We start from the raw sequence: 23,995 nt of genomic DNA, 5'->3' as shown, positions 1-23,995 counted from the left end.
GATGGAATGAGTAAAAACTAATCACGGTGCAAAATTAACTCACGGTTTTGAAATCAACATTAACTCAGGGTTAGTTTTATGATTAAAAATCAATTGATTATAAAAAAGTAACCTATGTTAATTTTGTTGTAAAAATATTGTTATTAAGAATAAATAAAGTTATCCCCTGGATTTTACGTGGTAAAATTTTTTTGATTCACGTGAAAGGAAAGAAAAAGTTTCTGAAAAAAAAGTTAACGTAAATTTAACATTGATTGCTAAACCACAAGCATTTAGAAAAGGATAGTGCTTGATTGAGCGGTGAATGGGGAATTATAACGCCCAATCAAGCATTATTTGTATATTTTTTGATCAAATTATTCCAGGAGTAATTTTTGAGTTGGGCGAACTACATCGTACGCGCCCATCTTGTTGAGATAGCGAAGGCGTTCAGCTGGCACCTGATATTGATCCGCAATGGTTTCAAGGGTATCATTGCTACCTACCAAATGAACCCGTCGACCATTTTCGTAAATCAAAGCCCCAGGAGTGCCAAGATTGGTGTTTGGGGTGTTGGGCACGCCACCCCGGGCGGTATACTCATAACTATTGGGTACTCCTGAATTGTAGTTTGCATTGGGGTCGTACTGATCTTCGCGTCGATAAGTGTAAGTGCCAGAATTATTAATGGAATTATCCTGATAGTTGTAACTGTTCGGCGTATTGGTATTCGCTGAACGATCCTGAGGAATGTATTTGGGAACGGGAGAGCTGTAATCCTGACCATTCCCGGAGGCGTAGTTCCCTGGGGTATTGGGTTGCTCGTACGAAGCAGGAGGATTGTTGCTCATTGAGGTATTGCCCAGACATGGGTTGACGTTGAGTACGTAACCAGCGGGTACCAGGTCTTGCGGCCCCAGGTTGTTCATCGAGCGCAAACGCGCTTCGGTCAGGCCATAATAATTGGCAATGGCAGCAAGCGATTCACCCGCAAGTAGGGTGTGGTTTTGCAAGCCAGTTTGCCAACCCGGGACCGAGCGCTCAGTCATTTGGTTGTATTGTGCTGGTACACTGTTGCTGGCCACATAGGGCGCTGGAGTACCAATGCTGAGGCTGGCCCCCGCTGAGATCAAATCAGACTGGAGATAGTTCCAGGCTTTGATGTCGTCCACGGTGACCTGGTATAACTTGGCGATGCGGTAGAGGCTTTCTCCTTTTTTTACCAGGTGAATTCTACCATTCTGGTTAGACGAAGCTGTATTGTTGAGGTTGCTGTTGGTCTCCGGAGCATAAACTGGCTCCTTGACGGGATTGGCATTGGCATTGTAACCTGGGTTGGGCAGCAAGGGGGGAGGTGCGACATAGGTTTGTGCCATTACCCAAAGTGGAGCGCAAATCAGCAAGTACAGCGCAATTGATTTTTTTTTCATATTGATTGCCTTATAGCAAGGCAAGTTGCGAGTTTTTATTCAAAAAATCAACAATTCTTTAAAGAAAGGAATGAGACAGAAAGGAAAACGCTCAAATTTCATTTTGTACCAAACCCTTACTCACCGCGTAAAGTACCAACTCGGAGGAAGAGCTGATCTGCAATTTTTTCATAATGTTTTTCCGATGCGTATAAACGGTATGGGTGCTCAGATTGAGGGTGTCTGCGATTTCTTTGGCAATCAGTCCTTTAGCGGAAAGTTGTACAATTTCGATTTCTCGAACCGAAAGCGGGGTCGGTGAACAGTTGACCTCGGCCTCTTTGGCAAAAGATTTTTCCAATAAAAAATCAATCACCCGGCCACAAAAAAACTTCTCTCCTTTGAGGGTGGCTTGGGCAGCTTCCAAGACTTCATTGAGGCCGCATGTCTTGGTTAAAAAGCTGGTGATTCCCAGCTCCAGCACCTGTGCAATATTGTCTTTGCGCGTATCTGCACTAATGACCAACACCTGGGTTTGGGGTGAAATGGTTTTGATTTTTGCAATGGAATTGGGCCGGAAACTTTCGGATTGACTATAATCAACAATGACTAAATTTGGCTTATTTACCCTTATTGCAGCAAGCATTTCTTCTTCATTGCATACTTCCGCTACAATTTGGTAATGTTCTTTCTGGCCCAGTAACTGGCGCAGGGCCAGGCGGACCAAAGGTTGTTCATCTGCCAGTATTACGGAATATTGCTTCATGCTACGTTAACAATTAGCGCGAAGGTAAGTTTTATTTTTATTTCAGACAAAATTTATTTAGACTATGTTTAAATAGGGTGTCGGGAGAATTACAAATGTTGGATTACTGCTCGGGAGAGAGGTCACCAAAGGGGTCTCTGGGTTTAAATTCTTGAGGAGTTGGGTCGCCTTCTTCAAACATCACCCGCAGTTTGTACTTGGAACCCAAAGAACTGACCAAGGGCCCCATCATCGTATTGAGCACTTCGCGGGCCTGGACCTTGGCCTTATCCATGGCATCGGCATTCATGGCATCGCGGCGAAACTCTTCACGCAGTACATTGAAGGCCTTATTCAAATCGTCACCTTTTAATTCACGCAACCAGCCGATGCTCATGCGGTCCATTTTTGGGTATACTTCATGAGAGAGGATGATCGGTTCGGGTAAAGTAACGGTGACCAGTTTACTTTTTCCGTTGAGTTTGATGTCGAAATAATCGTCGAGTTTGAAACCGATCTTAAGGATGCTGATGGCGGTGATTTCGACGTCGGTAGAGGACACGGCGAAACCCCATACTTTAGTCTGGAATTGTTTGGTCAAGCCTTTTTTGTCGCGTATTTCATAAGTAGCCAATTCAGATACCACCTTTTCAACCCGCTCCTGCAGGAGTCCTCGTGATCGGCCGAAGTCTTCTATCGCTGCTCTTTCTTCAATCTGTTTCATCAAGGGTGAAAGGGCTTCAGTGAGTGCAATGCCACAGGGAGTGTCCACCCTTTTGCCCTTGGCATAAAAAGCCCCATCTTTCATCGGGATGAGTCCACCCATTACGTTATTGACCAGGTAGCAGGTGTATTTGGCAGCCACTTCGTACCAGATTTTTGCTGCATTTTTGAAACCATTGTCGTACCAGGTTTGGTACAAACTACTGGTGGTGTCTTTGATGGCTAAAAATTCATCGTAGTACAAGTTGCGCAAATAATCGTGGTGTTTGTCATATTCGTTGGGCAACTGTTTTTTAACCGACTCGCTCAAACCCATACGATTGGCGGTATGGTTCAGGATCGCCATGTTCATGTCATACACCAATTGGTTGAATTCCCTGCGGTAACGCTTGGGATTGGTCAGAATGGCCAGGGCATCTTCTTCGTCGATGTCAAAATTGAAATCGGCTGGCAGGTAATTCAATTGGAATTCCTTGGGCACGGTGGTGACATCGCCACTCATGGCGCCTTTGGGCAAATATTTATAAGCGATTAAACCAAACAAGGCAATGACCAAGATGGCCAAAAAAGTTTGGCTGATGCGCAAACGGGAGTCAACACCTTCAGACATAACATTAGATTTTGGTCAAAAGTAATAAATTTGTTGGGGCAACCCTATGTGCTTGCCTGTTTTTTGGGCGACCACCTAGGGTCGCCCAAACAAAAATTAAATCAATGCTCAATCCACAAAGCACCCTCAATTGCGCCGGACGCCTCCTCGATCTTTCTCGGCCCGTCATCATGGGCATCATCAATGTAACGGAAGATAGTTTTTATGCAGGTAGTCGGTTCACCGCATTGGACGCCATTGTACAGCAGGCAGAAAAAATGCTGCATGAAGGTGCCCAAATTTTGGACATTGGTGGCATGTCCTCTCGCCCGGGTGCGACCATCATCAGTGCTGAGGAAGAGGCGCAACGGATTGCTCCAGTCATTGAGACCCTAGTGAAACGTTTTCCGGAGGCAATCTTGTCTCTCGATACCATTTACGGCCACAGCGCGAGGGTAGGAGCGGAGCTGGGGGTGGGCATCATCAACGATATTTCCGCCGGTCGGCTAGATGCCAGTATGTACCCAACGGTGGCTGAATTGGGCCTGCCTTACATCCTCATGCACATGCAGGGACAACCGGGCAACATGCAAAAGAACCCCAATTACGATGATGTGGTGACCGAAGTGCTCGACTTTTTTATTGCCGAAGTAGGCAAATTACGGGCATTGGGTGTGAAGGATATTGTACTTGACCCTGGTTTTGGGTTTGGCAAAACCCTTAGCCACAATTACACTTTGTTAAAATACTTGCAGGTGTTCCAGATTTTGGATACCCCCATTTTGGCTGGCTTATCCCGCAAATCCATGATTTATCGCTTGTTGGAAATAGAGCCGGAGGCGGCACTCAATGGTACTACCGCCTTACATATGGTTGCCTTACAAAAAGGAGCCAAAATGCTGCGCGTACACGATGTAAAACCCGCTGCTGAAGTGATTCGTTTGTGGGAAATGCTTGAAAATGAATAAGAAAAAAATCTATGCTTGTTATTTTTTTTCAATTATAACCTAGATTAAATGGGTAAAAAACCATCATAACAATAGAAAAAGTTATTTTTGCCGGATGGGAATTGTACTTGTTGAAATGAGGCCATTTTTTGAGTGGTACATTAAAACGCAAGTCTATTGATAATTATATCACCATGAATACTATGATCCAAAAACTATGCATTCTCCTATCGGCATGCCTGATAGGAAGTTTCCTCTCTGCCCAAGTTCCAAGCATCACCAGCTTCGCTCCAACTTCTGGGCCCATCGGTAGCAGCGTTACCATCACAGGAACCAACTTCAACACCACTGCAGCCAATAACGTGGTTTATTTTGGCCCGGTAAAAGCTACTGTAAATGCAGCAACTGCTACTACACTGACGGTTACGGTGCCAGTAGGCTCCAATTACCAACCCATTACGGTGTTGAACACAGTGAGTGGGTTGCGCGCTCAAAGTACGCTGCCTTTTAAAGTTACGTTTAGTTCTGGTCTGAGCATCAGTGCAATGAATTTTGCGGCAAAGGTGGATTCCGTGACAGCAACCCGCCCTAGCGGCTTAGCCACTGGCGACATGGATGGCAATGGGAAGCCAGATCTGGTGATTTGCCATTCCATTACTCAATCGATCCGGATTTACCGCAACAATAGCACGGGCAATGCAGTGTCTTTTCGGCCCAGAGTCAATTTGACACTGAATGCAGGGGCGACCGGAGTTGCGGTTGACGATTTGGACGGCGACGGCAAATTGGACATTGCCGCAACCAGTTCAACGGCAAGTAGGGTGTTTTTATTCAGAAACACTTCCAGTGGGGATGAATTGACCTTTGCTACCCGCATTGACTCAAGCGCTGGAGGGGCTGCGCAGGCCATTGCAATCGGGGACCTGGATGGAGACGGAAAGCCCGATTTGGCTATTGCCAACTCTTCGGCCGGAACCATATCCGTCCTCCGCAACACCAGTACAGTTGGTACCCTCTCCTTTGCCAGCAGGATTACCTTTCCCGTGGGGAGCCAACCTTTTACCCTGGCCATTGGAGACATCGATGGTGATCGTAAGTTAGATATCGTTTCGGGGAATGCCCAGTCAGGCACCATTTCAGTTCTCCGCAATAACAGTACTAGTGGTAACATATCATTTGTAGCCAAGGCAGATTTTGATGCGGGTAGTTTTCCTTTTGGAACCACTTTGGGTGACATTGACGGGGATGGCAAACTGGATGCTCTGGTGGTTGATCAAGGTGTGAAATTGACCATTTTGCGCAATACCAGCAAGGTGGATACCGTCAGATTTGCCACAAAAGTAGATTTTACTACAGGTACTACTCCAATTCGTATTGCAGTTGGCGATTTAGATGGGGATGGCAAGGTTGAAATAGCGGTTTCCAATAATGCTAGTTCAACGACTACTCCATCTACAGCTTCTATCTTCAAAAACAATAGTACCAGCGGAAACATCATTTTGGAAACCAAAGTAGATTTAACAACTGGTACAGCAGCTTTTGCCAATGCCATTGTAGATTTAACTGGAGATAATATTCCTGATTTTGCTGTTATAAACCAGAATGCCAATACGGTCTCTGTTTTTCGTACCGCCTTTGACCTCCCGCCCTCCCTCATCTCCTTCAGCCCGATGACTGGCGGCCCTGGCGATACCATCACCATTACGGGCAATAACCTGACGGGAGCCACCAAGGTTACCTTTGGAGGCACTATGGCCAGCTTTTTTCAGGTTGTTAATCCCCTTAAAATAAAAGCAGTAGTGGGTGCTGGCGCTTCAGGTGAAGTAGCAGTGTTCGTTCCAGGAGATACTTTGACCTTGCCGGGTTTTGTATTTGCCAATTGCCCCACGACCTCAGTGACCATCACTGCTATGCCGAACGACACTATTTGTCCAGGTGATACGGTTACCTTTAAAGCCATGGCAACCTTGGCCGATACTACGGCTACTTTTGAGTGGTACTTGAATGGCGATTTCCTCAAAAAGGGTAAAACAATTACCATTGATACACTGGCTCATCTGGATACCATCATCTGTATAGTGCGGGATACTTGTAGCATGCCGGTAACGGATAGGGATACCATTATTATACGCTTTAAAACCTTGCCAATCCTGACCAGTACGCTAACCCCACCCGCCGTATGTAGTGGAACCAGTTTTGCGTATACACCTACCACCAATGTGCCGGGTGCAACATTCAAGTGGCGTCGTAAAGCGGTACCAGGAATTAGCAATCCCGCAGCGACCGGGATGGGCCCCATCAGCGAAACCCTCAATGATACGACGGCGAACCCGGTGATGGTGACCTACGAGTTTTTTGGTTTAAGTGCCGGGGGCTGCCTTCAGCCGGATACATTCCGCGTACAAGTCAAGGTTAATCCCATCCCCAAGCTGACTAGCCCCACTGCCCAGGTTATGCAATGTACCGGGACGCTATTTACTTACACCCCAAGTAGCTCCACCACCGGAACCACCATCAGCTGGACCCGCGCCTTTGTAAATGGAGTCAGCAACTCTGGCAGCATGGGAACCGGAGTCATTAGTGAAACCCTGAACAATAGCGGGGATACTGCAGTCACGGTAACTTATGTTTTCGCTTTGACCGCCAACGGCTGTAGCAACCCGATGCCGCCAAGTTTGAAACTAAAAATTAGCCCAATTCCTCAGGTAACCAGCAGCCTCACTCCCCCTGCCATTTGTAGTGGTGCAAGCTTTAGCTATATCCCTACCAGTAATCGGGCTGGAGCAACTTTCAACTGGACTCGTGCTGCAGTGGAAGGAATAAGCAATACAGCGCGGACCGATACCGGCAGGATCAATGAAATTTTATTCAATACCACTACCAACCCGGTAAACGTAATTTATCAGTACACCGCTACGCTGGGTGGCTGCGCCAGCCCGACTCCTGTCAATGTTACGGTAACGGTGAATCCAAGCCCTTTGCTCAGCAGTACCCTGATTCCAGCCGCAATTTGCAGTGGTACTCCTTTTGTGTACACTCCTACGAGCAGTAGCAACAATGTCACGTTTACCTGGACCAGAGCCGCAGTGAATGGCATCAGCAATGCCGCAAAAAGTGGAACCGGAGCGGCTAGTGATACCTTGGTGAACACCACAGCGGATACCGTAACTGTCATTTATGCCTATACGGTGAGTGCCAGTGGTTGTTCGGATCCAAATCCGAAGAATGTGACGGTAAGGGTTAAACCCATTCCCCGCTTGAGTAGCACTCTTACGCCGCCGGCGATTTGTAGCGGTACGACCTTCAGCTATACTCCTACCAGTGCAACTGAAGGTACTACTTTTAGCTGGTCACGTACGGCAGTGTCGGGCATCAGCAATGCGACGGCCAGTGGAACCGGGAACCCTAATGAAGCATTGGTCAATACGACCAACGGCCCGCTTAATGTGGTTTATGCATACACACTGAGCGCAGCAGGCTGTACCAACCCAGCCACGGCCAACGTCAGCGTTTCGGTCAATCAGCCGCCAGCCTTGAGCAGCAGCAGCACACCGCCCGCCATCTGTAGCGGTACTGTGTTTAGTTATCTCCCCACCAGTGCTGTAGAAGGCACCACCTTTACCTGGACCCGGGCTGCCGTGAGTGGAATCAGCAATGCTGCTGCCAACGGTACCGGAAATCCAAACGAAACCTTGACAAATACCACCGATTTGCCCGTAGGAGTCACCTACGTATACCGCTTAAGTGCCAATGGTTGCAGCAACCCACAAACTTTCAATGTAGTGGTGAGTGTAAAACCATTTCCTACCCTGATCAGTGAACTCAACCCGCCCGCCATTTGTAGTGGAAATAAGTTTGCCTACACGCCATTGAGTGGAGCATTCGATGCTACGTTCAGCTGGACCAGAGCGGCAGTAAATGGGATTTCCAATGCAGCAGGTAGCGGCACAGGTACGCAGTTAGTCGAAGTTTTAGAAAACACTACTGTTACCGCAGTCAATGTGGTATATGCATTTACAATCAGCTCTGGCGGGTGTAGTAACCCCAACCCGGTTAATGTAACGGTGAGTGTAAAACCAAGTCCACGACTGACGAGTACTGTCAATGTACCCGCTATTTGCAGCGGTACTGCCTTTACCTATACCCCAACGAGCAACGTAGCGAATACTACTTTTGCCTGGACCCGTGCCGCAGTAAGTGGCATCAGCAATGCCGCGGGTAGTGGGAATGGTAATGTCAATGAAACGTTGACCAGTGGGTCTGCATTTCCACTGAGTGCCATTTACCAATACACCCTTACCGCCAATGGCTGCTCCGCAGCTTCACCAAGTGTCATTGAAGTAACGGTCAATCCGCTACCTACCCTGAGTAGCGACCTGGACGCACCAGATATTTGTAGTGGGTCTGTTTTTAGCTATTTACCCAAAAGTTCGACTCAGGGTACCACTTTTACCTGGACGCGTGCAGCTGTGCAAGGCATCACTGCCCCTGCTGCCAATGGGACAGGAAATCCGGCAGAACTTTTGACCAACACAACCAATGGATCCATCACAGTTGTATATGTTTATCGCCTCAGTGCCAACAATTGCAACAACCCGCTTGGCTTCAATGTAGAGGTTGATGTGAGTCCCCTCCCGGTTTTGACCAGTGCAACTACTGCGACGGGTATATGTAGCGGGCAGATCTTCACGTACACGCCCACCAGTTCGATGCCCAATACGACTTTCAGCTGGACTCGGGCCACGGTCAACGGCATCAGCAATCTAGCCGGAAGTGGTACAGGGAACCCGAATGAAACGCTGACCAATACGAGTTCCAACCCAGTCAGTGTAACCTATGTGTATACCTTGAATGTGGATGGTTGTGTCAATACAACGACTTACAATGTGACGGTGACGGTAAATCCCAAACCAACCCTGAGCAGCACGATAAATCCGCCGGCCATTTGTAGCGGAGCTAATTTTGTTTACACCCCTACCAGTGCGACGGCTGGGGCTACTTTCTCCTGGAGTCGCGCAGCGGTGAATGGCATCAGCAACGCAGCGGCGAACGGTTCAGGTAATCCCAACGAAACCCTGACCAATACGACGTCCGGGCCTATCAATGTTACCTACGTGTACTTGATTAGTGCCAATTCTTGCGCCAATACCATCAGCAATAGTGTGGTCGTGACGGTGAATCCACTGCCTACCCTCAGTTCTGATCTGGCCCTGGCGGGCAGTTGTAGTGGAACTAGCTTTACGTATACGCCTACGAGCGCAACGCAAGGAACCACATTCAGTTGGTCGCGGGCAGCCGTAAGTGGCATTAGCAATGCAGCGGCCAGTGGTTTTGGACCAATCACTGAAACGCTGACCAATACGACCAATGCAGCGATTACCGCTTCTTACATTTTTACATTGAGTGCCAATGGTTGCAGCAACCCGGCTACCTTCACCGTGAACAAGTCGATCGATCCGATTCCAAGTTTGAATAGTAACCTCAACCCGGCGGCTATTTGTAGTGGCACTGCCTTTACTTATGCACCAAGCAGCAATGTGAGCGGAGCTCAATTCACCTGGACTCGGGCAGCCGTAAACGGCATCAGCAATGCGGCGGCCAGTGGCAGCGGTAACATCAATGAAAGTTTGCTCAATACTACTGCGGGTAGCCTGAATGTGGTTTACCAATTTGCCCTCAGTGCCAATGGTTGCAACAGCCCCAACAACACTCAGGTGACGGTAACGGTAAATGCAAAACCAACACTGATTACCAATAACCCTGCGCCACGTTGTACCACTTTGGTCGATTTGCGGGAAGCGGCGATTACGGCAGGTTCTAGCACTGGGCTTACCCTTACTTACTGGAGAGATGCGGCAACGACCTTGCCTTTTGCCAACCCTCAGGGCGCCGACGCCGGAGTGTATTACATCAAGGGTACCATTGCCAGCACAGGCTGCTTCGATGTAAAACCGGTTACTGTAGTGATTGGCCGCATTCCGGATGCAGCAGCCAGTGGGAAAACCATTTGTAGTGGCATTCCCGCTGATGTCACCGTGCTCAATCCCAATGCCGCACCGGGTGCTACCTTCAATTGGACAGCAACCTATGGCAAAGCCCGGGTGGGCCTCGGAAGTGGCAGTGGAGTGCCCTTTGGCGTCAACGCCATCGACGAACTCCTGGTCAACCTGACGCGCAAACGTACCGAAGTAACGTATACAATCACCCCAGTAGGCTCCCAGGCAGCGGGTTGTATTGGCGAACCCATCACGGTGGTGGTAAAGGTGAACAGCATGGGCAAACGTTGTCCGGAGGCAGAGCCCACCGCTTTCCGGGAAACCATCCCACACAATACCGCACCTCAAATCAAAGTCAATCAAGTAAAACCCAAAAAACGGAAAAAATACCTGGTACAAGCCATCAGCAACCCGGATAGTGTGAAGGGTGTGAGCGAAGCACCCTATACCCGCCCGCGTGGCTCGGTGTTTGAGGAAAATGTTCTGCAAAACCGCACCCGTCAACCCGCCGTGGTCGTGTACACCATTGTGCCTTATACCAATGGCCCGAATTGGCGCGACAACAATGGTACCGGAGACGATGTTTTGGGTGCTTCTTTCGATGTGGTGGTTACCGTGCAAGGGGCCCCAGGTTTCAGAGAAACTGAACTGCCTGAGATTGCCTCCCAGCCAAAAGACTTGGCGAAAAAACAAGGCAGTTTGGACAAACCACTCCAAACTCAAAAGCCCATTGCTCCAGCTTTACTGGACTACATGGTAGAAGCGGCTCAAGAACCCGCAGCGGAAAAGGTGGTCCTGTTACAAAACGTGCCCAACCCCTTCCAGGGCAATACCCAGATCGGCTTCTACCTCCCCGAAGCAAGCCAAACCAAACTGACCGTGCGGGATGTGAAGGGTGCGGTGCTGTACCAAATTCAGGGCGAATACAGCAAGGGTTGGAATTTGCTGAATGTAGAGGCGGCAGCGCTGCGTAGCTCCGGGGTGTTGTACTACAGCCTGGAAACGGCAAAATTCGTGGAGACGAAGCGGATGGTGGTGCTGAAGTAAGTGACGAATAAAGGAATGACGAGTGACGAATGGTCGCCCCGGGTTTGGGGCGGGGTTCGTCACTTGTTGTTTGTAAGAAGAAACATCCTGGCCGATGCAGCAAAAAATTATTTGGAACTTCCCTTTAATTGGTATATTTTTAAAAACAAATAATCAATAAATGACTATTCAGAAACAACTTTTGTTGGATATCAGAAGATAGAGGACTTTTCATTGCTCAATCAACTTTACCACTATGTACAGTTGATGAAGAAGACGAGTATGCCTTAGCGGGAGAATAAATCAGCAGTTCTGGAATTCGCAGGAAAGATTGATGATGTCGAAGCAGAAGAACTGAAGCTTTGTATCGAAACTGAATTTTCTGCATTAGAAGGAGAATGGTAGGATGAAAAGAATAGCCCTGGATACAATAGATCAAGACATTGTGGATCGTATTGACAAAGATTTCACAGCAAGTGATGCGACGAAAGTAAAAAGTATTTTAATTGAAATTTACAGGAAACCTGTTGATTATCACACACCTGCTCAAATTAGCCGAAGTATCGTATTTTTAGCGCATGGAGATGTTGATAAAATCGAAAAGCAACTATTGCGTGTGTTAAAAGCAGATCCAAGAGATATTGTCGCTTGGGCTGAATTTGAAGCTCAGGGTCCTGGACATGACTTTAGGATTCCATTTCCTGAAATTGATGTTTTTTTTGAAAAACTTTATGCTAATGAGGCAGAAGAGCCTGCAGCTGAAATATTCTGGGTTCACTGATTTTGAAATACAAACTCAACTATGGCACCTATGATCTTGGATTTATAAAATTATTTCTTGCAAAGGAACTTATGGGGATTTTCGAGATTTGAAAAGACTTAAGGTGATTTGATAATCAATAAGGTGATTTTTTTGGTGAATTGATCAAGTACAATAAATTTGTAAATAAAAAACATGGATCATCCCAAATTTTGAAACTTCAACCGCGGCAGCGGTTGAATCTTGCATAGCCGTGGTCGTCCGCGGACTTATAGGTTTTGTGAGGTTCTGCAACCGCGGTAGCGGTTGAATTACGCTCCGATTTGTTCAACCGCTGCCGCGGTTGTGATACATCCCTCTGTTCAGTTTACCGCAGACCACGGCTATATAAGAGTGAATCACTCCGTGATCCTAACTGCTTTCTTGAAATTAAAATTCGGGATGACGAACTGTTTAACTTACTTCAAGTCCATTTAAAAGTTCAAGGCATGCGTATTCAAGATAGCAGAAGGCATTGTATAAAGTGTGAGCATTATTCGAGAAACAGGACTTGTAAGGCATTTCCTGAAAAAATACCAGCATTAATCCTTTCTGGTATCCAAAAACATAATGAAGTTTTAGATAACCAAGTAGGGACATTCGTATATACTCCACTTGAAATTTATCGAGAGAGTGAATTAAAGCGGATGGAGGCAGATGAACAATTAGTCAGCAATTATGAGGCCAATAAAGAATTGTTTGCCAGTCTTATATGGGAAGCGGTGGATAGTTACAAAAGCATTAGTAGCGAGAATTTTGAAGCTATTCGTTTTATTGGCTTTATGACATCAGGGGGGCCTATATCAATGGAATTATGTTCCTTTCCGGAACTAACGGAAAATGATTTTGATGAGACTAAATTCCAATCAGGGTCAAAAATTTTCTCAGTTTTTTGTGCACTTGCAGAAACAGAAAGAATCCTAATAGGCTATTATCAACGAATAGACTTAATTGTATATGCAGACGGACGTTTTCTTTACAATAAAGTTGACCCCCTTTATTGATATCTTCAGCTGGTAAAGAGAAGTCTGCGCCAGCGCAATGTGAATTAAATTGAGTATGTGATAAAATCGGAACATTTTCAAAATTTAACCGCTGCCGCGGTTCGATTTAGGTTCGAAATCTGCACTATTATTGTATTTTGTAAGGAGAACAAATGAGAAAGGACAAACTGTTGGCGTATAATGCGCCGATTTTGGTACTCACGCATAAACAATTGCTATGGACTCAGCCCTAATGTATGGCCTATTATCAGGTCGGCCTGTAAGAACAGTCTATTTTTCAACAGGTGGATTTACTATTGAAGGTTTCAACTCTTCGACTGGGGAATTTGAACCTGAGCAGTTTCTCCTCACTAGAATATATGTTGACTACTACACGGGTGAGGACGTGGATTTCACCCCTTTACCCAAAGAAGAATTCGATGAGTATGTTCTGAATTTGAGGAAAAGCCTGGGATTTGATACCTCAGACTCGCTGGATGTAAGTCTCATTAAATAGAAGCAGCGCTGGGATAAAATGGCATCTGTACAGCCATTCGGCATGAATATGGCATTTTAAAATTTGAATATGGACAAAGTTAGTCAATACTATCCCTTGATCAGGGAGCTTATAGAACACTTACCCTCAGGGCAAGAATTCTCAGTTAAAGAAAAAACAGATTATTCTATAAAATTCAGCAACTCTTATTGTTCAATTGACCTTGGGTTTGATAGGTATTACCCAGGGATACAGATTCTTTTGATTGACGAGATGGATAAAAAAAACTATTATTTATGGAAAATATATGAATATAAGGAAAGCCCAAAAGTTGATTGTTCCTTTAGCGAGAATGATGATGAAACTCTGATAAATTTAAAACATAATTTTGAATTTATTAGACTGTTTCTTGAAAAGGAGCTTATGGGGGATTTTCGAGATTTGAAACAAAATTTAGCCAAAATGTAAATACCTCTGCTAGAACAAAAAAATGTTGTGTTATCCTGGCTCAATCAAAAAACCAACTCACTCGGATCCCATGTGTTTCTAGCAACTTTCCAATTTCTGTATCGGCGTTCTTAGTATTGTAATTTTTTGCCAACCAGTCCATGAGCGTTTCAGGATCAAAATTTATACCTTCTGCTACGGAAAGTTTTTGCATAAAAAGCTCCAAACTATTGTCTTGTGTCCAAACTTCGTAAAGATAACCTGTTTGACCTTTTATACCTTTTACTATCTCTCCACTGTCATGACCGATAACTCCTAATGCATTATCATTTATAACAGCCTTGATGGTTATTGTAAGCCATGGCTGCTCGCTTTTAAATAAAATTCGTTCCAGTCTGGGCATAGTACATAGTTTAGAAATGATTCTGTTAAATCCAAAAATAGAAAATTCCCGGACAATAGGGACTACTCTAAATTAAAATACTTCCACGGCTGTAGTTGATTTGAAACCTGCACTATTTTGTATTTTGCAAGCAAGATAAATCAGAAAAGACAAACAGGTGGTGCTTAATGCGCTGATTTTAGCATTTACGAATAAACATTGCTATGGGTTTAGAACCAATGTATGGCCTATTAGGAAGCCGACCCGTAAGAACAGTGATGTTACCCACAGGTGGACTTAGGATGGAGGGTTTTGATTTCAGTACAGGGGAATTTTACGCTCAGCCATCTCTTTTTACTTTAATATATATTGACTACTACACGGGTGAGGACGTGGATTTCACCCCTTTACTCAAAGAAGAATTCTATGAGTATGTTCTGAATCTGGGGAAAAGCCTGGGATTTGATAACTCAGACTCATCGGACTTAAATTCCCCTGGATAACAACAGTTGTTTTGATACCTCAGTATAAAATTGATGAATCAATGGAAATTTTCCTAGCCCTTTCAATCCGCGCCCGGGTAGCTTATGGGATTTTATGCCTGGAGCAAACCCTACAAAAGTTAGGGTATGATTATAACCGTTGGCAGTTTTTGTTAGATACCCTTTGGTCATACACCTATTCAAATCCAGGAGCATGGCATATGATAACAGCGGAAATTACTCCCCTTTCAATAATGGGAGAAGGGGAATATAATACATTTGATTTTGAATGCATTACATCGGAGCAGTATAGCCTTTTGAAAAGAATGTATTCAACAATTCCTAAGGAGTACTTTGTGATTTTTGAGTTGATTTTTGAAATCGGGACTAAAGATCTTTACGCTAGTATCGTCAATGGTTCAAAAGAAACCCACGGGTTTTTAGCCACAATTGTAAAAGTATTAGAGGAAAATAAGATTGAAGTCCCTGGTATTCCTGAGTTTCTAATGAAGCATAGTATTGATGAAAATTACGGATGGGGAAATCCTTTTTATCGAAAGGATATTTTTGATGCATAATTAGGATGGCACCAGCGCCCCATTCGTCACTCGTCATTCGAATCATTCGTCATTCCCCTCACTCCCGCACAAACTCCAACTCCTCCTGGTCCTCCAACAACTTCACCATCACCGGCAATTCATCCATGTTTTTATCATTTTGGCGGTATTTCACTACATAATCCACGCCCTGGATGATTTCGGAGCTGATGGCCCCAAAATTGATTGGAGGCACGGCATCATGGGTATGTGCGTAGGTGCTGATGAGAGGTTCGTTGAGTTGTTCCAGCAGTCCGGCGCAGAAAGGGTCCTGTACGATCCGGATGTGGATTTGTCCGTTGGCATTCAAGGCCAAGGGGGATAAATTGGATGGATTGTCAAAAATCATGGTCAGCGGGCGCAGGTGATAGGCCAGCAAGGTTTCCAGGCGCGGATGCAAATGATCGACATAATGCTTGAGCATGGAGATAGAATTGACCATCAGCTCAAAATTATCCGCGTATTTTTGGCGTTTGAGTTGAATGAGCCGATTGAGAGAAGCGGTTTGGCTGGGTAAACAGGCAATACTCCACAGGGTATCTGTCGGCAGCAGTACAAGTCCTCCAGATGACAAAATTTTTTCTACGCCCTCAAAATCGTAATGCTGCGCCATTTGTTTTACGTTGGTATAGGTCATCTTCATGTAGTTCATTCCAGGTTTGTCCCCTGTTTTTCAAAATCAGACGCATGTGTAAAATGAGTGCTAATTTTTGTACAAGGCTATTTTTCAAAACCTCATTAACGGTTCGACCTATCCGCTTATTGCTTACTATATGCCTGATTTTGGCTGGAATGGTAAGCTCCACGACCTTAAAGGCCAGCCACATCATTGGAGGTGAAATCAATTATGAGTTTGTCGGCTTTAAAGGAGGGCGGGTTGGTAGTGATACCTTATTGTATCGGGTGGTGTTGGTATTGGTACGGGATTGCAATGGCGGTGCGGCTTTTGATCGTTCGGTTCCCATCGCCGTTTATTTGGGGAACAACATCCGGCCCCTGCGCAATTTGCGCATCAGCAGCCCAAAAATCAACAAGGTGCCGCCCGACCAAAGCAATCCTTGTCTGATTGTGCCGCCCGGTTTTTGTGAAGAGGAGGCGGTGTACAGCGACACCCTCGAACTGGTACGTTCGGATCAAGCCTACACTTTGACCTACCAGGTATGTTGCCGCAATGCGTCCATCAACAACATTCCCAATAGCGCTGGTACTTTAGGCATTACCTTGACGGTGGAAATCAGTCCACATGCGCAACGCGACCTCAGTAGCAGCCCAAGGTTTACCGCTGCGCCCAAAAGTGAATTGTGCGTGGGTATTTCTTCAGCGATCCAATTGCAAGTAGCGGATAAGGATGGTGATCGTTTGACTTATCATCTCTGCGCACCTTTACTCGGCGGAGGCCCCTTGGGCGGTAGCCAAAATGATATGCAACTGGCCGGCAGCGCCCAAGGTATCAGACCCGATCCAGCTACGCCTGGCCCCTATCAGGAATTACCCTTTTTGCCAACCTTTTCCTTCAATCGGCCACTGGGTAATGCGGGAACCATAAGTATTGATTCCACCACTGGAATTTTGCGGGCCCTGCCCCGCGCCCTCGGCCAATACACCCTGGGCATTTGTGTAAAAGAATACCGCAATGGGGTTTTGATCGGCATGATCCGCCGCGACATTCAAATCAAGGTCAGCAATTGCAATTTTACCATTGATGCCATGGTCAAATCGGACAGCAGCAATGGGCAAGGCAGTTTTTGGGTCAAATCCTGCAACAAACCCAACCTGAGTTTCAGCAACAGCAGTACAGGCCTGGATAAAGTATTTGCCTACCGTTGGGAATTCATCATCAATGGCAAAACTGAAGTACGGGACACCAAAGACGCCAGTTTTGATTTTGGTGCACCGGGCAATTACTCCGGTTTGATGATCCTCAATCCAGGTACCGTTTGTACGGATACCGCCCGGGTTTTTGTGCAGGTTTTTCCTTCGGTTAAAGCTCAGTTTGATGCCATTTCGCCCGCTTGTGACATTGCACCCATTCAATTCAACAATACCTCCCAATTGAACCAGGGCGCCACTTATCGCAGTGTGGAATGGAATTTTGGCGACAACATGAAATCCACCGAAACCTCACCCCGACACAATTACGCCCTCGCCGGAAGCTACCCGGTGAGTTTGGCCATTTTGACCAATACGGGGTGCCGAGATACGGCCCGACAAAATATCGACTATTTTCCGGCACCAGCCAATGCTGTCCGATTACAAGCTTCCGCACGAGAAGTATGTACCCAAACCGGACAATTGAACCTTTCCCTGGAAGTGCCTCCTGTGATGAATACCCCCCGCTATTTGGTGGAATGGGATTTTGGTGATGGGACCAAAGCCACAGGGTTTAAGGTGAACAAAAGTTATCCTAATCCTGGTACTTATGTGGTCTCTTACCGCTTGTCTGCCCCGGGCAGCTGTATGGTACAGGGCGACAATGCCAATGCGCCCATTGGCGTAGTTGCCAAACCGAGTGTGGACTTCACTTTTAGCCCGGAAGAACCCAGTGCCCGCAACCCCGAGGTAACTTTTACCGAGACATCCACTCAAGCCGACAACTGGAACTGGGATTTTGGAGGTAAAGGAAAAGCTACCGAACGCAACCCCGTTTTTACCTTTCCTTTTGAAGGGGAATACTCCGTAAAACTGGTAGTGGGTAACGGCCAATTTTGCCGGGATTCGGTGACCAAACTGGTGAAGATTAAAGCGGTGGATGCCTTGTACATCCCCAACGCCTTTTCACCCAACGGAAACGCCGCAAATGCAGTCTTTAAACCATTGGGGCTACTGCCGGGATTTAGCGGGTATGAGTTCAGGGTTTATTCACGTTGGGGGCACCTGTTGTTTCAAACCAAGGACCCTGAAGCTGCCTGGAATGGCAAAGTGAACAATCAGGGCGATAATTGTGCGCAGGGTGTATACCTTTATCAGCTGGTTTTTCAGTCTGCTGCTGGCAAAACGGTCACTAAACAAGGGACTGTAACGCTTTTGCGGTAGAATTTAAGGAAAAAAATGGTGACTTTCGTAGTCCAAGATACGACACAGGATATGAAGAATACTATGAGATGGAGCCGGGTAGTGCTTTTTTTGTTTGCGCTGGTTCCTGCTGCCTTGTACGGTCGCCACATTATTGGTGGTTCGATGACTTACCGCTGTTTGGGGAATGGCGATTACGAATTTACGCTCAAAGTGTACCGCGATTGTTTTTGTACTGAATGTGCGCAAATTGATCCTGTAGCGACAATTGGTATTTATAGATGTGGGCCGACCGCACCATGTAACCTGGGACAGGGAAGCGCCATCGCTACACTAAATATACCACTTACAGAACGTAGAAATATTGACCGACCAGATTACCCTTGTTTAATCCCTCCTGCGGTATGTACGGAAGAGGGGATATACTTGTTTCGGTTGAGTAATTACCGCCTGAATTTACCTTTAAGTATTGACAACAGCTACCACATCACCTACCAGCGTTGTTGCCGCAATGTAACCATTTCAAATATCATCAACCCTGGTGAACATGGAGCAACCTACACGGTGGAAATTACACCAGAGGCACAACGTCTTTGCAACAGTAGCCCTGAATTTGCTACTTTACCACCAACGGTGATTTGTGCGAACACTAACCTAGAATACGACCATTCGGCTAAAGATCGTGAGGGAGACCAGTTGGTGTATGAATTCTGCGCACCATTTGCAGGAGGAGGTAATGATACCCGCTTTCAACCCTTGAGTTGTACTGGGGCCTCGCCTACTCCTGGTTGCCCCCCACCTTATTCTTTCATACCATTTCTGCCACCAAGTACAGCGACTTCTCCCGTAAGTGGAGATCCTCCGCTGACTATACATCCACAAACCGGACTAATTACTGGGAAACCCAATCGCATCGGGCAATTTGTTGTTGGTGTTTGTGTATCTGAGTACCGCAACGGCGTTTTGTTGAGCCGAATTTTTCGAGATTTTCAATTTAACGTTGCTCAGTGTGACCCCAAATTGGTAGCCGATATCAAGGAAGACCTCAAAGTTAAGGATAAGGAATATCTGGTCAATTCTTGTGGTCCTACGGAGGTGAAGTTCATCAACGAAAGTACACCTCGTTCTTTTATCCGCACTTTTGATTGGGAATTTGACCTGAACAACCGCAAATTGACTTCCAAAGAATGGGAACCGTCCATCCTTTTTCCAGGGGTAGGCAATTATAGTGGACGGCTTATTTTGAACAAAGGTACCGAGTGTGGAGATACAGCCAAAATATTTGTTAGCATATACCCGGCTTTAGATGCCGATTTTGAATACGAATACGACACCTGTGTAGCCGGACCAGTGAAGTTTACCGATAAGTCGGTTTCGGGGGGCAAGTTTCTCACTGGATGGAGTTGGGATTTTGGAGATAAAACGACCAGCAGGCAACAACACCCGGAGCACCAATACCGAAGTCCAGGCAAAATTCCGGTGACTTTAACCGTACGAGACACCAACAAGTGTGTTGAGAAGTTGACCAAAACCATCAATTACTTCCCGGTTCCGGCTTTGCTGGTGATTTCACCCAGTGCCTCGGAGGGCTGTGCTCCGCTCAAGGTCAAGTTCAATAACCTTTCCTTTCCAATCGATTCTACCTATAAAATTGACTGGAATTTTGGCGATGGGGGGCGCTCTAAAGTCATTAGCCCCAGTTATACTTATGAGGATGCGGGGATCTTTACTGTTTCTCTGGACATCACCTCACCCATTGGCTGTAAAACGGATACGGTATTTCCCGATTTGATCAAGGTACGTCCCTCACCTAGCGCAGGCTTCATGATCGATCCGCCGATTGCTTCCAATTTAACCCCGGTCATCAACCTCTACGATGAATCGAAAGGCGCCATCCGCTGGAATTGGCAACTCAGCAATGGCCGGAGTTTTACGGAGCGAAGTCCGAGTTTTTCGGTTATTGATACGGGACGAATCAACGTCCGCCAGATTGTGGTCAATTCGGTCAATTGTTTTGATACCCTGGACAAAATCCTAGACATCCGACCGGAAGTCCGGTATTTTTTACCCAATGCCTTTACCCCTAATGGTGATTCGGTCAATGATGAATTTAAAGGGGTAGGGGTGATGGCCGGGGCCAAAGCATTTAATTTTAGCATCTGGAACCGTTGGGGTGAAATGGTGTACCAAACGGATCAACCCAACCAGGGTTGGAATGGGCGCAAGTTCAACACGGGAATCGAATCGCCTCCGGGCGTCTACGTAGTATTGGTGACGTATCGAGACCCTCGGGGGAATCCTTTTGAACTCAAGGGTTTTGTGACCCTGGTGCGGTAGAGACGCACGGTTGTGCGTCTTTTTTGGTATTCGCGCAATAACGAGACGCTCAGCCGTGCGTCTCTACAGGTCGGTTTGTGCCAGGATCAATACCATAGACCATCATAATTTAAAAACTTTTTAGTAAAAATCCTTTTCATTTCTAAAAATCATTTACCTTTGCACGGCTAAAGAAAAAAGTAAAATTTTTGCATGATGGATGCGATAAAGTTTGTTCATGAACAATTGACTCCGGCTAGAGAAGTGGAGATTCCAGCTTTCCGCGCTGGCGATAATGTAGTGGTGAACTATAAGATTATCGAGGGAGACAAGGAGCGTATCCAGTCTTTCCGTGGTGATGTGATCCAGGTTAAAGGTACTGGAGCAACTAAAACCTTCACCGTAAGAAAAATTTCCAATAACGTTGGGGTAGAGCGTATTTTCCCATTCGCTTCTCCTAATATCGTAGATGTTCAAGTAACCAAGCGTGGTAAAGTACGCCGTGCTCGCTTGTTCTATCTGCGTGACCTCATTGGTAAAAAAGCCCGGATTAAGGAGCGCAAAATCCAAAAGAACGTTACCCAGGTTCAGGGATAATTGTTTTTTGGTTTCACATAAAAAAGGATTTCAGCTGTATGGTTGGAATCCTTTTTTGTTTTGTATTATTGTCAGCTAAATGACTGGTTTCCTGCCCTTTTTAGCAATCCAAATTGCCAAGTGTGTCGAGCTGCTTTTTCTATTTATAGATTACCATTATTTTTAGAATATGCCTTAGTAAGTGGGGCAAAAGGAGCACTTGTTTTTTTATCGTCCTTACTGATCCCCCGATCAACTTGATTATCGCACACTAACAAATACATTCAAGCCATGGAATTACGGAGATTTTGTCTGGTAATTGCACTGGGAATGCTTTGCCTACTGCTCGGCAAAGCCCAGCAAGCCAGTTTTATTGTGTTGAATCCCCAGCAAAACTGGTACCAATACAATGCTACACTGGAAGAAGCCACCATTACTTTACACCCGGTTGGATTGTACACCGAAGTTGGATTGTACTTTACCGTATCTGCAAACGAAACCCCGGTTCAAAAAGGAACCCAATTAGAAGCGGTGCTGAATTTTTCTCTCCCAGCCAATTCCATCGTCAACGATTCCTGGTTGTGGATCGACACGACGATCATTCGGGCCAAAATTCTGGATCGCTGGACGGCATCAACCATTTACGAAAACATCGTCAACCGACGCAGAGATCCCTCTATTTTAACGAAAGAAGGGAATGACCGCTATACCCTGCGCATTTACCCTTTGATCATGGGGGAACGCCGTAAAGTGAAAATCAATTACCTGGTGCCTGGAAATTGGAGCACTCAAACGGTACAAACCCTGTTGCCCGCTAACATTTTGCGTAGCACCAATCGCCCCACACCTGCTTTCAATATTCGGGCATTTTTGGAAGGCCCCTGGCAAAACCCCGCTTTGCCATCCCATCCAGAGCTGATCTTTAGGGCAAAAAACGACCCTAAACTTGGGAAGTATTACGAAGCAGTAGTACCCGCAAAAAGCCTGGATAACCGCGACTTGTCTTTTAGCCTGAATGCGCCCCTGAAAAATGGGGTATTTTTATCCCGATTTGGCGATGAGCAGCAAGGCTATTACCAAATGGCCCTGTTCCCGGATCAAATCCTGGCTTCTACCCAAAACTTGAAGCCCAAACACCTCATGGTGCTGTTGCACTATTCACAAACGACGGCTGCTAACGGTTTTACCCAGGCACAGTTATTGGAGCAAATTCGGAATCAATTGAAGCGAGTACTGCGGCCTGAGGATTATTTCAACGTGACCCTGGCTGGAATCAGCCCGCGGGTTGTTTCAAAAACCTGGATTCAGGCTGCCCCTACCAAAATGGATAGTGTATTTCTTGAACTAGGCAAAGGGAGCATCAGCGGTATTAATTTACCTGGTCTTTTGGCTAAAGGGATTGAAACGATCAAAGCCAGTGGCACGGAAGGCGCCAAGGTTTTGCTTTTTGCCAATTCTAATTCGGAGTGGGGTCTGGATATGGGCAATGAATTGATCAAAGAATTGTCTATCCTTAAAGGTAGTAGCGACATTCCTTTTTACATCCTGGATTATACCCTGCGCAATACCACTTACAATTACATCAACGGTCGTCCGTATTGGGGCAATGAATATTTTTACATCAATTGGTCACGCCAGACCCAAGGTGATTACCTACAGATGTATTCCTGTTGTAACATTTTTGAAAATGCTGTCAGTAAAATTCTCGACTTAACCCTGATCGAAGCAGGGGCTTTAGACTTGCATACCGCCCTGCAGAATGGATTTTGTTACAATCGCTACAACTTAAATCAAGGCGCCAATGAGGGAATTAATGATTTGCGGAAGCCCGTGCTTCAGGTTGGACGCTACCAGGGAAAATGGCCATTTGTGGTGGAATTGTCGGGCAGTCATGGAGATAAATTGTTTTTTGACGGACTTACTGTGCCTTCCTATGATGTCAACATTACCGACAGCACCGGAGTAGATACCTGGGTGGGTAATTTTATTGCCGGCCTGGAAAAAAACAGCTTTAGCAATAGCAATACCGCCGAAATCATTCGGGCAAGCATTCGAGAGCGGGTTTTATCGCTGTACACCGCCTTTTTATGTTTGGAACCTGCCCAGGGCGGCGAACCTTGCCTGAACTGCCTGGATCAAAGCCAGGGTTCCACTGTGGGCACCCGCGACCTTCAAGACAGCCTGGTCCTAAGTAAAATAAGCCCCAATCCCTTCCGCGAAAGGGTGATGATCCAGTTGAAATTTAAAGAGTTGATTGATTTGTCCAAAGCGCATATTTCCGTTTACAACCACCTTGGGCAGGTGGTACGCACTTTCAGCGATGTACCCAAAGGCAAGGTGCAGGACCTGGAATTGCACTGGGATGGAAACAGCGATGGGGGAGAGGAGGTGCCGCCGGGCGTGTACATCTTCCGCTTGCAGACGCCGAGTGGGCAGTACAGCCGGAAGTTGGTGAAGTTGGATCGATGAGGTAGGAATAAAAGAAGGCTTTG

General features: G+C 46.2%; 16 protein-coding genes. 11 read left to right on the top strand and 5 right to left on the bottom strand.

What is annotated here, in order from left to right; all coding sequences use genetic code 11:
• Nucleotides 1-356: 356 nt before the first annotated feature.
• The 3 genes from ACO08K_RS31485 to ACO08K_RS31475 form a co-directional block, all read right to left on the bottom strand.
• Entirely contained in the window at nucleotides 357-1,409 is a 1,053-nt protein-coding gene (locus ACO08K_RS31485) for a LysM peptidoglycan-binding domain-containing protein (protein WP_421800477.1), read from the bottom strand.
• 91 nt (nucleotides 1,410-1,500) lie between these two features.
• Nucleotides 1,501-2,154 (bottom strand): LuxR C-terminal-related transcriptional regulator, encoded by a 654-nt coding sequence (locus ACO08K_RS31480; RefSeq protein WP_421800476.1) that lies wholly within the window; start codon nucleotides 2,152-2,154, stop codon nucleotides 1,501-1,503.
• A gap of 103 nt (nucleotides 2,155-2,257) precedes the next feature.
• On the bottom strand, nucleotides 2,258-3,466 hold the full coding sequence (locus ACO08K_RS31475) for a DUF4230 domain-containing protein (protein WP_421800475.1): 1,209 nt from the start codon (nucleotides 3,464-3,466) through the stop codon (nucleotides 2,258-2,260).
• Between the two features lie 104 nt (nucleotides 3,467-3,570).
• Between ACO08K_RS31475 and folP the strand changes: the two genes are divergently transcribed.
• From folP to ACO08K_RS31445, 6 genes are all read left to right on the top strand, one after another.
• Complete coding sequence (gene folP / locus ACO08K_RS31470; protein ID WP_421800474.1) at nucleotides 3,571-4,413, top strand: dihydropteroate synthase; 843 nt, start codon at nucleotides 3,571-3,573, stop codon at nucleotides 4,411-4,413.
• Between the two features lie 173 nt (nucleotides 4,414-4,586).
• A complete protein-coding gene (locus ACO08K_RS31465) occupies nucleotides 4,587-11,435 on the top strand; it encodes a PKD-like domain-containing protein (RefSeq protein WP_421800473.1) in 6,849 nt (2,282 codons plus the stop codon).
• Nucleotides 11,436-11,820: 385 nt separating this feature from the next.
• Nucleotides 11,821-12,195 carry a hypothetical protein gene (locus tag ACO08K_RS31460; protein WP_421800472.1) on the top strand — a complete coding sequence of 125 codons (375 nt, stop codon included), beginning with the start codon at nucleotides 11,821-11,823 and terminating at the stop codon, nucleotides 12,193-12,195.
• A 467-nt stretch (nucleotides 12,196-12,662) separates the two neighbouring features.
• On the top strand, nucleotides 12,663-13,217 hold the full coding sequence (locus tag ACO08K_RS31455) for a hypothetical protein (protein WP_421800471.1): 555 nt from the start codon (nucleotides 12,663-12,665) through the stop codon (nucleotides 13,215-13,217).
• Between the two features lie 217 nt (nucleotides 13,218-13,434).
• Nucleotides 13,435-13,713 carry a hypothetical protein gene (locus tag ACO08K_RS31450; RefSeq protein WP_421800470.1) on the top strand — a complete coding sequence of 93 codons (279 nt, stop codon included), beginning with the start codon at nucleotides 13,435-13,437 and terminating at the stop codon, nucleotides 13,711-13,713.
• 69 nt (nucleotides 13,714-13,782) lie between these two features.
• The gene (locus ACO08K_RS31445; RefSeq protein WP_421800469.1) at nucleotides 13,783-14,160 is read left to right on the top strand and encodes a hypothetical protein; all 378 of its coding nucleotides are present in this window, start codon (nucleotides 13,783-13,785) and stop codon (nucleotides 14,158-14,160) included.
• A gap of 40 nt (nucleotides 14,161-14,200) precedes the next feature.
• Here ACO08K_RS31445 and ACO08K_RS31440 read toward each other — a convergent pair whose 3' ends face one another.
• Entirely contained in the window at nucleotides 14,201-14,542 is a 342-nt protein-coding gene (locus ACO08K_RS31440) for a hypothetical protein (RefSeq protein ID WP_421800468.1), read from the bottom strand.
• 523 nt (nucleotides 14,543-15,065) lie between these two features.
• On the opposite strand from ACO08K_RS31440, the gene ACO08K_RS31435 reads away from it, so the two are divergent.
• Complete coding sequence (locus ACO08K_RS31435; protein ID WP_421800467.1) at nucleotides 15,066-15,581, top strand: hypothetical protein; 516 nt, start codon at nucleotides 15,066-15,068, stop codon at nucleotides 15,579-15,581.
• A gap of 58 nt (nucleotides 15,582-15,639) precedes the next feature.
• On the opposite strand, the gene ACO08K_RS31430 is transcribed toward ACO08K_RS31435, so the two are convergent.
• Complete coding sequence (locus ACO08K_RS31430; RefSeq protein ID WP_421800466.1) at nucleotides 15,640-16,251, bottom strand: L-threonylcarbamoyladenylate synthase; 612 nt, start codon at nucleotides 16,249-16,251, stop codon at nucleotides 15,640-15,642.
• 140 nt (nucleotides 16,252-16,391) lie between these two features.
• Between ACO08K_RS31430 and ACO08K_RS31425 the strand changes: the two genes are divergently transcribed.
• From ACO08K_RS31425 to ACO08K_RS31410, 4 genes are all read left to right on the top strand, one after another.
• Nucleotides 16,392-18,632, top strand: a complete 2,241-nt coding sequence (locus tag ACO08K_RS31425) for a PKD domain-containing protein (protein WP_421800465.1) — start codon at nucleotides 16,392-16,394, stop codon at nucleotides 18,630-18,632.
• Between the two features lie 51 nt (nucleotides 18,633-18,683).
• Entirely contained in the window at nucleotides 18,684-20,948 is a 2,265-nt protein-coding gene (locus ACO08K_RS31420; RefSeq protein WP_421800464.1) for a PKD domain-containing protein, read from the top strand.
• 195 nt (nucleotides 20,949-21,143) lie between these two features.
• The gene (gene rplS, locus ACO08K_RS31415) at nucleotides 21,144-21,524 is read left to right on the top strand and encodes a 50S ribosomal protein L19 (protein ID WP_421800591.1); all 381 of its coding nucleotides are present in this window, start codon (nucleotides 21,144-21,146) and stop codon (nucleotides 21,522-21,524) included.
• 270 nt (nucleotides 21,525-21,794) lie between these two features.
• Nucleotides 21,795-23,972, top strand: a complete 2,178-nt coding sequence (locus ACO08K_RS31410) for a VIT domain-containing protein (protein WP_421800463.1) — start codon at nucleotides 21,795-21,797, stop codon at nucleotides 23,970-23,972.
• Nucleotides 23,973-23,995 lie beyond the last annotated feature (23 nt).

The organism is Haliscomenobacter sp. (genome assembly GCF_965225875.1).
In the GTDB taxonomy this organism is placed as follows: Bacteria; Bacteroidota; Bacteroidia; order Chitinophagales; family Saprospiraceae; genus Haliscomenobacter.
Note: the sequence above shows the minus strand (reverse complement) of the source record. Positions and strands in the feature narration are given on the sequence as shown.